Source organism: Pectobacterium sp. CHL-2024 (assembly GCF_044751765.1).
Taxonomy (GTDB): Bacteria; Pseudomonadota; Gammaproteobacteria; order Enterobacterales; family Enterobacteriaceae; genus Pectobacterium; species Pectobacterium brasiliense.
The window spans coordinates 17,275-31,034 of the sequence record NZ_JBIXKO010000008.1 but is presented as its reverse complement, the minus strand read 5'-3'; the positions used below and the strand labels follow the sequence as shown (position 1 = coordinate 31,034).

Annotated in this window: 12 protein-coding genes and 2 pseudogenes; 10 read left to right on the top strand and 4 right to left on the bottom strand. The window is 40.0% G+C overall.

Translation table 11 applies throughout. The annotated features are described in order from the left end of the window. Positions 1-12 precede the first annotated feature (12 nt). On the bottom strand, positions 13-690 hold the full coding sequence (locus tag ACIPUG_RS13225) for a hypothetical protein (RefSeq protein WP_205536959.1): 678 nt from the start codon (positions 688-690) through the stop codon (positions 13-15). Positions 691-979: 289 nt separating this feature from the next. On the opposite strand from ACIPUG_RS13225, the pseudogene ACIPUG_RS13220 reads away from it, so the two are divergent. After that, positions 980-1,126 (top strand): annotated as a pseudogene (locus ACIPUG_RS13220) (mobilization protein mobC); the annotation flags it as partial. A gap of 93 nt (positions 1,127-1,219) precedes the next feature. Here the strand turns inward: ACIPUG_RS13220 and ACIPUG_RS13215 are convergent. The 3 genes from ACIPUG_RS13215 to ACIPUG_RS13205 form a co-directional block, all read right to left on the bottom strand. Next, positions 1,220-1,552: a CcdB family protein gene (locus ACIPUG_RS13215; protein WP_400338848.1), complete on the bottom strand. Its 333-nt coding sequence runs from the start codon at positions 1,550-1,552 to the stop codon at positions 1,220-1,222. After that, entirely contained in the window at positions 1,537-1,773 is a 237-nt protein-coding gene (locus tag ACIPUG_RS13210; protein WP_012769207.1) for a type II toxin-antitoxin system CcdA family antitoxin, read from the bottom strand. Before ACIPUG_RS13210 ends, ACIPUG_RS13215 begins: the two co-directional genes overlap by 16 nt. A 327-nt stretch (positions 1,774-2,100) precedes the next feature. Next, entirely contained in the window at positions 2,101-3,045 is a 945-nt protein-coding gene (locus ACIPUG_RS13205) for an ArdC family protein (protein WP_039558369.1), read from the bottom strand. A 385-nt stretch (positions 3,046-3,430) separates the two neighbouring features. On the opposite strand from ACIPUG_RS13205, the gene ACIPUG_RS13200 reads away from it, so the two are divergent. From ACIPUG_RS13200 to ACIPUG_RS13160, 9 genes and pseudogenes are all read left to right on the top strand, one after another. Beyond that, positions 3,431-4,153 carry a MurR/RpiR family transcriptional regulator gene (locus ACIPUG_RS13200; protein ID WP_400338722.1) on the top strand — a complete coding sequence of 241 codons (723 nt, stop codon included), beginning with the start codon at positions 3,431-3,433 and terminating at the stop codon, positions 4,151-4,153. A 177-nt stretch (positions 4,154-4,330) separates the two neighbouring features. Next, positions 4,331-5,758 (top strand): glycoside hydrolase family 1 protein, encoded by a 1,428-nt coding sequence (locus tag ACIPUG_RS13195; protein ID WP_010284508.1) that lies wholly within the window; start codon positions 4,331-4,333, stop codon positions 5,756-5,758. A 44-nt stretch (positions 5,759-5,802) separates the two neighbouring features. Continuing rightward, positions 5,803-7,164 (top strand): PTS transporter subunit EIIC, encoded by a 1,362-nt coding sequence (locus tag ACIPUG_RS13190; protein ID WP_400338721.1) that lies wholly within the window; start codon positions 5,803-5,805, stop codon positions 7,162-7,164. Positions 7,165-7,787: 623 nt separating this feature from the next. Next, a complete protein-coding gene (locus tag ACIPUG_RS13185; protein WP_052051620.1) occupies positions 7,788-8,354 on the top strand; it encodes a TetR/AcrR family transcriptional regulator in 567 nt (188 codons plus the stop codon). 80 nt (positions 8,355-8,434) lie between these two features. Next, entirely contained in the window at positions 8,435-9,631 is a 1,197-nt protein-coding gene (locus tag ACIPUG_RS13180) for an MFS transporter (RefSeq protein ID WP_039320401.1), read from the top strand. A 283-nt stretch (positions 9,632-9,914) separates the two neighbouring features. Continuing rightward, a pseudogene (locus ACIPUG_RS13175) lies at positions 9,915-10,103 on the top strand (IS30 family transposase); the annotation flags it as partial. A 1,007-nt stretch (positions 10,104-11,110) separates the two neighbouring features. After that, positions 11,111-12,391 (top strand): tyrosine-type recombinase/integrase, encoded by a 1,281-nt coding sequence (locus ACIPUG_RS13170; RefSeq protein WP_400338719.1) that lies wholly within the window; start codon positions 11,111-11,113, stop codon positions 12,389-12,391. A 442-nt stretch (positions 12,392-12,833) separates the two neighbouring features. Then, complete coding sequence (locus ACIPUG_RS13165) at positions 12,834-13,148, top strand: hypothetical protein (RefSeq protein WP_400338717.1); 315 nt, start codon at positions 12,834-12,836, stop codon at positions 13,146-13,148. After that, positions 13,145-13,675, top strand: coding sequence for a hypothetical protein (locus ACIPUG_RS13160; protein ID WP_400338715.1), 531 nt, complete (start codon positions 13,145-13,147; stop codon positions 13,673-13,675). The genes ACIPUG_RS13165 and ACIPUG_RS13160 overlap by 4 nt, the downstream gene beginning before the upstream one ends. The last annotated feature ends 85 nt before the right edge of the window (positions 13,676-13,760 follow it).

Below are 13,760 nucleotides of genomic sequence, written 5' to 3'. Positions count from 1 at the left end.
CTCATAATATATTCAGTTTTGTGAAATTATTATATAACCTTCAGTAGTGAGAAATGGAACCTCTCCGGCATGACAGAATAGATTGAGTTTATCTATATTATTTGCACTGGTATATGTTTCATCTAAAGTAGTAATACATTCTTTGGTCGAAAGCTCGGGTATGTCACGACAGATGTCAGCAATAATATTTGTAATGTTATAAACGCATTTATAAATGTCAAACCCTGGATAGTATTTTTTACCTTTATTAATGAGATGTCGCTCTTCAGAAAAAAACGAAGCCCTCTCTGAAATATGCTCAAAGTTATCGATGAACTCTGATATTTCTTTGATCTCCTTTTCTCCAATAGGTCTTTTTTTTGCGTTAACAATCGCTTTAGCAACTACGAATAACGGGATAATAATCATCTCAGAATGGCTAAATGAAAATTCATTCCTAGTATTAAAAACCCTGAATTCATCAACGTCGCCGACGTGATGATGATAGTTTCTGATTATTCGCAGTAATTTAAACTCTGGGTGCTGTGAAATAGTTTTTCCAAACTGCTCACGGACTCTGTCCTGTAAGGAGTGTAAATTATTTAGAAAGCTGAATAATGTATTAATATCACGCTCACCAGTCTTCCTGAAATCTGTGAGCTCATAGCTGCTGTGGAAAAATCGGTCAACAAAAGTGTTCTGCTCCATCATCGTATACCCTAACTGAACTCTATGAACCATTTTAACCCATTACAAAAAACAGTGTTGTTTCTCAGAAGCAACCGAATGCTATCAGTGTAGGCTCAAAGATTCGACCCAAAAATGAAAGTGAGCACATAAGTCCGTTCTCGACTATGTGTTCTGAGAAGAGTCTGCCAAGACCGGATCTTCAAACTGATTCTCAGTTGGAGTGGAAGGCGGGTTGTTTGTTCCTGACCGACTAATGCAAGCAATGCTTGTAATGTCTGCTCCTGGCACGGAGCGGACAGAGAGTAAAGTCACCAAGCACCTTGAACAGCGCCGTCTGATGCTGCAATGGTGGGCTAATTTTCTGGATGCTAACAGCAGCGGTCTGGTTAGACTGTTTGACAGTATCAGGACGGTGGTAAGGAACGGAATTTCGGTTCCTTTTGATGCGAAAAACTAGGAGATGTTTCTCTTCCGCACGATAGACGAACTTGAACAGATGCCCGCAAGCCACGATTAAAGGCATGCCTGTTTAACAGCATAGAAAGAAACGTCAGAACCCGTCGATGAGGAAGTCTATTGCAGCCTTTACCTGAGAACGGTACTGCGAAGCATCACAAAACACCGCGCCCAGGGCCTGGACAGGGATACTGGCCAGCTCGTGGGTCATTACGGCGTATTCTTTGCCGTCCGTCAGCCTGACGACGGGGACAAGCCGATCCGGTCGGCGGCCTGCCGGATACTTTTCAATAGGGAGCAATGGGATCACTATCCGACGATTCAATTTCCCAATAATATCGCTCGTGACATCGAGCAACAGCGGATAAACGGCGCTTTTCCCAGTATTACCGTATACGGTAAATTGCGTAGTTAAAACGTCCTGTATTCATCACTGAAACAGCCATTTTCATCATGAAAACGATTTAATGCGTCGATAGCCTCCCTGTTTTCTTCCTGCCATTTTTTCGCTTCATGACGGCGAAGCTCCGCATCCAGTGCGGTTGACAGAGTAGCACTCAGGTTAATACCCGCTTCACGCGCTCTTACCAGTAAGGCTCGCTCTACTGTCATTGTCACGCTCTGCGTGTTGCGTTGTTTCGCGGTCATGGTTTCTCTCCTGCATGAAATACGTGCATATTACACGGCATAATACACTTATCATAACACCAAAAACAGGCCCGGCTACCGTTGCAGTCCTGCAAACTTCACAGTCAGTCGTCATACCTGAGCCGCCGTTTACAGCAATCACCGATGTACAAACGCCGCTTGCGGGATGCGCGGGCTCTTTGCCGCCCACACCCGCAACCTGCGAATTTTCCGGGCATCGAATGCCCAGAAAATTCGCAGGGAAATTAATCTCCCTGAGACTTCTGTCATTCTGCCGCTCCGCAATAAGGTTAAAGCCGCACTCCTTTGCGGCTTATCATCTCCGACTCAAATTTTATCCATCAGGTAACGATGTGCTTTTGAGGCGGCGCTGGCCGCTTTGAAAACATAGCGCTTATCGTTTTTCAGAGCCTGGAGCCATGAGGCAATATAGCTTTCATGCTGAACCTCTCCGATGATCCCCAAATCCGCCATCAGAAAAGCACTTCCCAGCTCCGCCACTAATTCCTCCTCCGCATAATCTGCACTGCCAAACTTCCCTTTCATTTCACGGTTAAGTCGTTTTTTATCACCGCTCCAGTGAACCAGCTCATGTAGGCCAGTAGCATAGAAATTGGCTGCATCTGAAAACAGATGGCGCTCCGGTAGCCAGACTTCATCGGTTGAGGGTCTGAAAAAGGCGTTTTGTCCTTTCTCAATGATGTTTGCGCCGCTCTTTTGGAACAGATTTTCAGCCTCCGGCAACGGGTCAAAGGTTGCTTCCGGGCTGACTGTTTCAGTTGTCAGAGGCAAGCCGTCAATTTGCTGAACGTTAAACACGTTGAAAGTTTTCAGCATCGGGATCTGGTCGATTTCACCGTCTTCGTTTTCCTTCTCTAAGGTTGTATAGAAAATGGCTGTCGTGCCGTGTTCGCCTTTGCGAACCTGCCCGCCTACTGCCTGCGCCTGTCTGTAGGTCATCCAGCGTGGATCACCGAAGCCCTGTTCTGACGCACTGCACCACAACAGCATGATATTCATTCCGCTATACGCAATACCGGTTGCAAAGTTGGAAGGTAAACCAGACATGCCCGGCACTCGCTGCCACGGACACGTCCAGGGCTTCACGCCAGCTTCCAGCGCGGTGATGATGCTGTCGGTGACGGTCTGATAAATATCTGTTTTGGTTTTAGAAAATTTCGTTTTTGAGGAGCCTGACTGCTCCAGCGGGGATACGCTGGTCGCCGCTGCGGTGTTAGGGGCGCTAGTCTGGGTATGCAGGGAAGTCGTCATGTTTTTTCTCCGTCAGTGGTGTGAATTTCGTCTTCGTATCGCCTGACGGTTCGCTTTGCCGACATCGTTCCGGCACGCAAGGGCGCAGAATGCGTGCCATTTACCCTTGCGGGACGGGTTGTGTTGGGAAACGATTAGCCGGAAGCTGATACGGGTACAGAAATCACGCGGGAGACAAAACAGACTCTGCATAGGCAGGCGTAGCGCCCCTTACTACGCAGTGGTGAAATGGGTTTGGGGTTGAATTTAATGGTATGAGTTCAGACCTGAACTCATAGTATTTTGAGGTTGAAGACAATATAGTTGATTTTATAGTATCAACATTTAAATTATGTGGTTATGTTGATTCTTTAATACTTCCATTTAATAACATGCGAGATAGCTGATGTTCGAAAAAGATAGGGTCAAAAAATTTTCAGACAAAGAAATGGAAGTGTATGATTTTGTTATAAAAAACCATGCAAAAATTCCATTCATGACTATCCGAGAGTTTTCTTCTTTATGTGGTTATTCCACGACAGTAATAATCAAATTTTGTCATAAATTGGGATGTGGATCATATAAGGAATTTAAAAACAAGTTAAATGAGCATTTCAAAAATAATGATTTTTCTAAAGGTAAAATATTTTCAGAGGAGTTGCTGGGTTTTTTTAGAGTGTCTAATAACTTAGAGTTAGGCAATTCTATAAATGATTTCTATACTAAAATTAATAATAGCCAAGCTGTCTTATTCATCGGTTTAGGCACATCAGGAATTCTTTCAGAGTACAGTGCAAGGGTTCTCTCAAATGTAGGAATCACAGCGCATTTTATTAATGATCCGGGCTTTCCTATTGATGTAAACTTTTATAAAAATTGGTTAGTTGTTTTTCTTTCTGTTTCAGGAGAAACCCCAGAGGTAGTGGGATTAGCTCGAAGATTTACGTTTTCAGGAATAAATACAATGTGTATAACAAGTAATCCATCATCATCAATAGTTACGAATACTTTATCATCTATAAGCTATAACATGAAGCAAACAAAACTTAATGATGATTATAATATTACTAGCCAGATCCCGGTTTTATATATTGTTGAAACTATTTGTCGCATGCGTAATACGCCATAAAAATATATGTTATTAAATAACGAAAAAATGTTTAAATAAAAAACAATTTGTTTTTTCCTTTGCGATAAATGTGATTTATTTCACAACTTAAAATTATTGGATTAGTTTACGCATAACTAACACGATAGTTTCAGGTTTGAATATTAATTACTGCCATGCTCGGCGAAGTGAGGGAAAATGAAATTTGATAATTTAAAGCCATTTCCACAAGATTTCTATTGGGGGGCTGCAACTTCTGCATATCAGTGTGAAGGTGCATGGAATGAAGATGGTAAGGGTCTGTCTGTAATTGATTCAGCTCAGTTCTCTGAGGGTATATCAGATTTTAAAGTTGGTAGTGAACATTATTATCGGTATAAAGAAGATATCGCTCTATTTTCTGAAATGGGAATGAATCTTTATCGGTTCTCAATATCGTGGGCAAGAATAATGCCTAATGGACGTGGTGAAATAAACTATAAAGGAATAGATTTTTATAATAATCTTATAAATGAACTAATTTCGAAAGGAATAACACCACTAGTAACATTATATCACTTTGACCTACCTCTTTCACTAGAAAAAAATGGTGGATGGTCAAACCCAGAGACCATTGATGCATTTTTAGAGTATTCTGAAGTATGTTTTCGTGAATTCGGCGATCGCGTTAAATATTGGCTCACTATCAATGAGCAGAATATGATGATTCTTCAAGGAGATGCTATAGGAACAAGTTCTCAAAATGATGAGAATAAATTCAAGAAATTGTATCAACAAAATCACAATATGACTGTAGGGCAGGCTAAAGTATATAATTTATGTCATAAATTAGTAATAAATGGGAAAATAGGCCCTGCTCCAAACATATCCTGTATTTATCCTGCATCAGCCAAACCAGAAGATTATTTGGCTGCTCAAAATTTTTCTGCTATAAGAAACTGGTTATACCTTGATCTTGCTTGTCATGGTGAATATAACGCTATAGCATGGGCGTTTTTTGAAAAGATGGGATATACACCAGATATATCAGAGAGTGATAAGGAGATTCTTAAGTCTGGTAAGCCTGATTTTATTGCTTTTAACTATTATTATTCTGTTACTGCATCTGAAAGTCGTGATGGCCATGGAGAACAACGTCATTTCCTTGAGGATAATATATCCGGAGTAGACGATTCAACGTTTGTACCCGTTGATAATAAAAATCTAGCTATTAATGATTTTAATTGGCTCATTGATCCTATAGGTTTTAGAATAACTTGTAGAGAGCTACATGACAGATATCACCTGCCTCTCATTGTAACTGAAAATGGAATAGGTGCTTATGATACACTCACTGATGACAATAAAATTCATGATGATATTAGAATTTCTTATTTGAGTGAGCATCTACAGCAACTTCAATTGGCGATAAATGATGGTGTTGATATTTTCGGTTACTGTCCTTGGTCAGCAATGGACCTTGTCAGCACCCATGAAGGTTTTAAAAAGCGTTACGGATTAATTTATATTAATCGAAATGAGAATAACGAAGGTGATCTATCAAGAATTAGAAAGAAAAGTTTCTTCTGGTATAAAAAAGTAATTGAATCAAATGGTTCAGACTTAAGCGCTGAAGTAAAATACTAAATTTCTAAGGCAGCTCACGCTGCCTTTCTTGAAGGTTAAATAATATGAAATACTCAATTCTAGCGAATGATATTATAGAATATGTTGGTGGTAAAAATAACATAGTCTCAGTATCACATTGTGCCACACGCTTACGTTTCACTATCAAAGATGATAGTCATACACACCAGGATAAGATTAAAAATTTGGATGGCGTTATGGCGGTTATCAATAGCGGCGGCCAGTTCCAAGTTGTTATAGGACAACATGTTTCAGAAGTCTTTTCTTTAATTGATACAACCTTAAACAATATTTCATTATCAACTGAAGAAAATAATGACAAAGGAGTAAATAAAGTAAAAGTAATCCCATATATTCTTGATTTAATCTCAGGTGCTTTTACACCTTTGCTTCCTGCACTTTGTGGTGCAGGCATTCTTAAATCATTTCTAACAATGGCAATATTATTAGAATGGTTAACAGAACAGCAACCAACATATAAAGTTCTCTTCGCAGCTTCAAACTCAATATTTTATTTTCTACCAGTTTTCCTCAGTGTTACTATTGGTATGAAATTAAAAGTGAATCCATTCGTTTCTGGTGCAATCGGAGCCGCACTTTTAGAACCAACTTTTACGTCATTAATTACAGCAAGTACCGAGTCTACATTCATTGGGATTTCGATGCTTCCACTTGACTATGCTTATAATGTTTTTCCGGTATTTGTAAGTATTTTTATTTATGCTCATCTTGAAAAATTCTTGAAAAGAATTATACATCAAGACTTACAGCTTTTCCTTGTCCCTATGTTAGCAATGGTGATAGTCGTCCCTCTAACTATCCTCTTTTTTGGACCATTCAGTACTGATGCTGGTAGATTTATTGCTTCTGGCATTACAAAAATCATTGATTTTAACGGTATTCTTTCTGGTGCATTTCTTGGTGCTACTTATCAATTTCTTGTTGCACTCGGGCTCCATTGGGGGCTGGCACCAATCCAATTAGAGAATATTCGCACTGGAGGTGATCCTATAGGTGCTATAGGCGAGGCTGCATCTGTTTATACGCTTATGGGAATCGCAATAGGGGTCTGGATTCGTTCACGTAAAGAAAAACAACTAAATGCTTTATCAGGTTCTGCTGCTGTCACAGCAATGCTTGCGGGTGTAACAGAACCAATTCTTTATGGAATTTTATTAAGATATAAACGTCTTATTCCAATTTATATTATTGCTGGAGCTACAGGCGGTGCTATTAATGGATTCTTTAACGTTAAGATGACAGCACTAGTATTCCATAATTTGTTTTCTATACCCGCTGAGAAACCGATGCATTTCTTTATTATCGGTGCATTTACATCATTATTACTTGGCGCAATTCTTACAGTTATATTTGGTTATGAAAAGAAAATGACTAAAAGCGTATAGGCTATAGAATCTCAATAAACCATGGTATACTATTAATGCTTGGATCCGGTATTAACCCGGATCCAATACTTTCAGTTTGATTACTTAATATTTTAGTCATAATACGAGTTTTATTAATTATGTAGATTATTTTTCAATTTTTTAACCTCTCATAGTCGTCAGTTAATATTTATTTAAGCCTGATAATTTCTTAGTAGAAATCTACTCATTACTTTCACATATAAGATATATAAATTGTTCCACAGTTGGAGAAAATATAGATTTCTCATGCTCTGTGTCTTTTGAAGAATTCTATGATGCAGCTATTCATACTCTTTTCCTGACGATTTTCAACGTTTTTAAATGATCATTTTCGTAGTAATAGGTTGTTTGTTTTAACTAGGAATCATTAGTCTTACGGATAGGTATGCCATCAAATTTGTTAACCGTTCATGATGTTTTTTAATATATGAAAACTCATTGATTCCTACAGTTACCGAAATCTCTTATCAGGGGCTACAGAATAAAACATATAGTATATTTAAATTATCCAATTAAATCAACTAGTTAAATGGATAGACTTTTGTATTAGATTTCTATGGTATGCTTGTTGCTAGTTAATGGCTATGGGGCAGATATATCCAATGAATGGAATTAAAACAGGCTCAACAACTAAAGATCATATTGTTGATGCGGCGCTTGAAGTAATCCTCGATACAGGGGTCATTGGCGCGACCTTCAGGCGTATAGCAACCAAAGCAGGTGTATCCCCTGGTACGATGACATACTATTTTTCCAGTATTAATGAGATACTTGACGCTGCTTTTCGCAAAATGGTTTCTCAGATAGCAGTAGTCTTCCGAAAACGTTTGATGGATGCTCGCAAACCCGATGAAGCCGTCGAAGCTGTAGTTGATTTGATTTGTGGTGACATTTGGGCGACTCCCCGTCACATGCTACTAAGTTTTGAACTCTATGCTTTTGCCTCCCGGCAGCCTCAATACCAGACGGTCATGACTGAATGGATGGATAAATCCCGTGATGCATTATACCAACATTATGATCTTAAAACAGCCAGCTCTCTTGATGCAATGATTGAAGGATTCACTATACATCGTCATTTGAATCCCGATGTGATTTCCAGAGAAGAGGTTCGTCGTTGTGTTTCTCTCATTGCTAACGCTTCCTCTAAAAATAAAGCTGAACTCTAAAAAATAGTTTGACTAAAACCGTACACCTGTACGACGATATGCGTCGTACAGGTGTACGGTATTTTTTTTCAGAGGTCTTCATGAAATTACAGAAACTGAGCTTATTATCCCTGTGCGGACTGTTCCTATTGCCGGGGTTTGCTCTAGCGTCTTGGATTACAAGAACTCCTGCACTGAGGGATACATTATCTGCCTCAACGGAAGAGATGGGGTTTATTCTGTTTGGATTTTCTTCAGGTGCAATGTTAGGTGTGCTCAGTTCTAGTAAGCTCATCTCTATTTTCCACGCGAGAATAGTAATACTAACTGGGTTGCTTATGCTGTCTGCAGGTCTTATGGTTATTGGTGTCAGTAGTACCCAACAGCATATGCTCTCTGTATTTGCAGGTATGGTAATTTTTGGAGTAGGTCTAGGCTGGACAGAGATTGCAATAAATGTTGAAGGAGCAACGACAGAGAAAGCCATTGGCCGAGGCCTAATGACTACCCTTCATGGTTGCTTTAGCCTTGGTACTTTTGTAGGAGCAGTAACTGGCATGATTTTTACAGCATACCAGATACCTATTGAACGACATTTATACTTAGTCTCAGCTTTTAATATGTTACTTGCACTGGTACTAATAATACAGGCACCACAGAATAGCCGATATTCTGGCACAGTGAAAACGGGAAAATCTGGTCTTGCAGCTGCTTTTACAGAACTCAAAGATCCTAAATTGCTTATCATTGGTTTTATTGTTCTTGCTATGGCCTTGGCAGAAGGTGCTGCTAATGACTGGCTACCTTTGTTGATGATAGACGGGCATGGGTTTGATGAAACTTCAGGTACCCTTATATATGCAGGTTTTACACTTGCAATGACTATCGGACGATTATCTGGAGGTCCGGTAATAAGAAAACTGGGTAAGAGTATGGTTGTTCGTCTGAGTGCATTGTTTGCAGCTGCCGGTTTGTTGATGGTAATTTATTCCCCATTTCCTGAGGCTGCGGTAGCTGCAGTGATATTATGGGGATTGGGGGCGTCTCTGGGCTTTCCTATAGCGATTTCTGCAGCAGCTGAAGGGAAAGGAAATAGTCAAATTCGAGTATCAATTGCAGCTACTCTAGGTTATGTTGCATTCTTGGTGGGGCCACCAATGCTTGGTTTTATTGGTGAACATAATGGACTTCGCCTTGCAATGTTGCCTGTAATGATTCTGGTTGTTATTGCCTTTATTATTGCACCGCTGATCATAAATAAAGAAAAAAAACATATAGCCCTAAAGTTTATTAAATAGACATATAAAAACCAATGAAATATATTGCACCCCAAAAGCTCAATATTGACTGAGTAAGGTGCATTTCATATTTTCATAAACAATAATATTTTCTCACAACTCAGTTTCGCTGATCATCAGTTTTTTTCTCGAACGTGGTTATTCTAAAATAGGCAAGTGCAGGCCTGTCTACAGTATGACAGGCTTCCGGTTTATTAGTGCTCGCTCTGAGCTGTGAGTTCAATGGGACGATGCAACGCTATCCTTAACAAAGGGGGACGTTGACATGAAATGAAGAACTAGCATTTACTTCACATCAGAACAAAAGCCAATTATTCGGAACAGATATAAGCAAGGTGATTCCCTGCATAATAGAAGAATGTTCGACAGCTTCCATTCTTCTATTATGCCGACTATCCACCGGACTGGTGGGGATCGTCCTCCTGTTCGAAAGCGGCGCTGGCTGGCTCTAGCAGTTGGTGAAAGAGAGGAGAAGTATGTTGCATCCATCGGTTGAACTCACAGCACAGAGCGGACAATGTGGAGAACTGTTATATCAGCTATGATCGAGGGCGTGTGTTCGGATTATGGTAGAAATGCTCATAGACCGTTAAGTGCCGCCAGCATAATTAAAAAAAAGCTCCCGATAGAGAGCTTTTGGATCTCTTAACTAGTGTGGCATGGCTTACAACAATAGTAGCAACCGTTAATTCTATAGCCCGGCCAGCGGCGTTTAGCATCCAGGACGGCACTTTGGCAGGATGGATGATAGCCCAAAGAAATTTGGTTCTCTGAAGCAGGCATATATGAACAACCATTAGTAGCATCATGTACTTCATGATCACCATTAGCTTGCTTATTTTTGTTGATAACGTAATTAGGCATTCTATCTCCTCGTTTTTTAGTACGAAAATAGTGTACTGCGCTTCTCTTACATCGTTTTTTGTACTGGGAATTTCAAGCTCGTATTCCATTATTTTTAATTTTGTTGATAGAGTTAACATTTCAGATGTAATCGTGCAGTGTTTTCCTCTGTAGAAGTGGAGCGGTATTGAACCGCTAATGTGCCCATAAACATCGTTTGACCAGTGCTACACTTCCGATGGGATAACAGATGAAACATCCGCTTCTGGCACAGAGTAGGCTGCCCTTGTAGATATGACCATAGTAACGATCACCAAATGCACGCAACCGCTCAAATCAGTTTTATATAACCAGCTTCGATTGATGGTCATTCTGGTGGTCTTGACAGGAAGGCAATTCTGATTTAGCTTATTTATTAGCCAGTTACTGGCAAAGGCGATCCCAGTCAGAGGAGCCAATTTAAAGAATGTAGATGCCTACGGGCGTCTACATTTTTGCATTTAATCAATTGCTTGCCCCTCTTCTCTTGTCTACTAACATCCACTGAAAAATACCTGAATCCAACAGTTTTGTTGGTAGATTTCTTGGTAGTCCTGGTTTGATTTTCCTTATACCAACAAAAAGGAAAGAGAATCTATGTCACTTACTGACACCAAAGTAAAAAAAGCTAAACCTCTTGAGAAAGAATACAAGCTTACTGACGGTTTTGGTATGCACCTGCTTGTCCACCCGAACGGCTCTAAATACTGGCGACTTTCCTATCGCTTTGCGCAGAAGCAAAAACTGTTAGCGTTGGGCGTTTACCCTGCCATTTCTTTGACTGACGCAAGGGAGCGTCGTGATGAAGCGCGTAAGCTGATTGCTAATGGGATTGATCCAGGCGCTAAGAAAAAGGCAAGTATCAGGGATCAACCAGGAGCACAGGATGAATCCCGTTCCTTTGCTGTGATGGCTCGTGCATGGGCAGAGACCAAAACCAAGTGGTCAGAAGACTACAAAGTTAAGGTCTGGAGACGCATTGAAAATTATCTTCTGCCTGATCTGGGAAAACGTGATGTATCAGATATTGATACCAGCGATTTACTCATCCCCCTCAGAAAAGTTGAGAAATTGGGCTATCTCGACATCGCCATGCGCCTGAAGCAGTATACAACGTCGATCATGCGATACGCCGTCCAACAGAAGATCATCAGTTACAACCCCGCTTATGATTTGGCAGGCACCGTCGAAAAAGGTGAGACAGCGCACCGCCCTTCTATCGAGATTTATGAAATCCCCGATCTCTTACAAAAGATCGACGACTACCGTGGTCGGGGTCTTTTAACAGAATTAGCGATCAGGCTCACATTATTGGTTTTTGTCAGGTCAAGTGAGTTACGTTTCGCCAGATGGAACGAAATCGACTTCAAAAAATCTCTGTGGGTTATCCCTGAACAACGAAAGGAAGTTAAGGGGGTAAAATACTCTGGCCGTGGTGCAAAAATGAAGCGAAAGCATTTTGTTCCACTCTCTAGGCAAGCCGTGGAGATCTTAAAAGAGGTTAAGCAGATCACTTATGGTGAAAAAGCGGGTGACGGATTTATTTTCACCGGGTTTTACGACAGTGATTCTGCGATGAGTTCAGGCACTATCAATAAAGCCCTTCAGCGCATGGGATATGACACCAAAACCGATCTTTGTGGGCATGGCTTTCGCACGTTAGCCTGTAGTGCATTGACAGAATCTGGACTATGGTCGGAAGACACAGTCGAGCTTCAAATGAGCCATAAAGAGAAAAACACGGTTAGATCTGCTTATACCCATAAAGTCAGCCATCTTGACCAGCGCAAACTGATGCTGCAATGGTGGGCTGATTTTCTGGATGCGAACTGCAATGGTGTGGTTAGCCCGTTTGAGTTTGCAAACAAGAAACAGTAACCACTACCCTTTTAGCCCCTTTATTGTCGTTGGGGCTTTTTCAGGCAGCGCTCTTCAACACAGATGGGCTACATTTTGCAGGAAGGTAGCCCATATCGTGCAAACATTTTCATAAGTGAAGCCGTAATTTTCCTTCAGTAGTTATGTATGATTAGGAATATGAATTCTTCTGTTCAATAGGTCTTGAGCTTTCAAGATAACTCCGACAATAAAAAACCCAAGATATCAATTCAATTACAATAATTAGCACGATATTTATATTGGTATCTATATGCACCTTTTTTAGATATTTATTTCACTAAACCCCAAGTAACATATTGTAATAATGCCTCGCATTCATTAACTTAGTATGACTAAGGCGTCATAACAGAAGTTCGATAGTGTTCATAAAATGAACGCCCAGCCCTCCATTAAATGGTTACTCGTGCAGAAAAAATTGACTATGAAGCTATATATTGAAGATATCAATGGAAATAAACGCTACATAAATTTAGTTGCCACATCGAGGAGTGAGTTGGCTCAAAAACTTGGGGGAGAATATTTTTCTGTTGATGATTTCACGTATCATATTTCGCAAGTGAATGCAGAGAAATCCAGCGATAATAAATCATTTTCAACTATCGTCGGTGGTGCTTTGGGGCTTGCCGGTGGAGTGCCGGGTATTCTGATTGGGGGGGCATTAGGGGCTATTCTTGGTAGTGAAGCAGATAAAAAAGAATTAAACGCAGTAGCCTCCTTTAACCGGAGTCTGTCATGAGAAAATTTGATATAGGCTCTGGAGTTTCAATTTTATTTTTAGGTGTCTTGGTTGTGATTGTTTACTTTTATCAGGAAAATGTTATGGGAACAATGCGATTGATATTTGAAAATAGTTATCTAAAAATAACTCTTAATATAGCAATAATGGTTATTGTTTTTACCCATTCGGTAAAGATAAGAGCACAAGAAGATTCCGTTGGGTTACTTATCAAGGTTGGTTTTTTACCAATAGATATATTTTTAACAATTGGAACTTATATCGCGGTATCCTCTACAGCCTGCTCTTTGTTAGAGGGCGCATTTCTCCAAAAATTTTATCAAACCACTTATTTCTTAAAATTCGATCAATTAGATATATATGTTTTACTTGGAGTATCAGCATTACTTCTTTGGTATGTAGTCTTCCATATGTATCAACTGGTGGTTGATCTGCTGTTTCCAGTAGAAAAAGTTCAGAGGTCTACGGAAGAAATGCATAACAAATCAGGACAAACTGACTCGGGCAAGGCTGGTGCTGCCATATAGGTTTTGATTTTTTATCAGGGAACAGTGAATGGAATATCTGGTCTTTCTAATGAAATAGAATCACATACATTATGAAATTCATCTA

Coding starts and splice junctions, on each gene's coding strand:
- ACIPUG_RS13205 (WP_039558369.1), bottom strand. CDS start 3,045: ATGACGACTTCCCTGCATACCCAGACTAGCGCCCCTAACACCGCAGCG.
- ACIPUG_RS13160 (WP_400338715.1), top strand. CDS start 13,145: ATGAGAAAATTTGATATAGGCTCTGGAGTTTCAATTTTATTTTTAGGT.
- ACIPUG_RS13185 (WP_052051620.1), top strand. CDS start 7,788: ATGAATGGAATTAAAACAGGCTCAACAACTAAAGATCATATTGTTGAT.
- ACIPUG_RS13200 (WP_400338722.1), top strand. CDS start 3,431: ATGTTCGAAAAAGATAGGGTCAAAAAATTTTCAGACAAAGAAATGGAA.
- ACIPUG_RS13165 (WP_400338717.1), top strand. CDS start 12,834: ATGAAGCTATATATTGAAGATATCAATGGAAATAAACGCTACATAAAT.
- ACIPUG_RS13190 (WP_400338721.1), top strand. CDS start 5,803: ATGAAATACTCAATTCTAGCGAATGATATTATAGAATATGTTGGTGGT.
- ACIPUG_RS13195 (WP_010284508.1), top strand. CDS start 4,331: ATGAAATTTGATAATTTAAAGCCATTTCCACAAGATTTCTATTGGGGG.
- ACIPUG_RS13170 (WP_400338719.1), top strand. CDS start 11,111: ATGTCACTTACTGACACCAAAGTAAAAAAAGCTAAACCTCTTGAGAAA.
- ACIPUG_RS13180 (WP_039320401.1), top strand. CDS start 8,435: ATGAAATTACAGAAACTGAGCTTATTATCCCTGTGCGGACTGTTCCTA.
- ACIPUG_RS13225 (WP_205536959.1), bottom strand. CDS start 690: ATGATGGAGCAGAACACTTTTGTTGACCGATTTTTCCACAGCAGCTAT.
- ACIPUG_RS13210 (WP_012769207.1), bottom strand. CDS start 1,773: ATGACCGCGAAACAACGCAACACGCAGAGCGTGACAATGACAGTAGAG.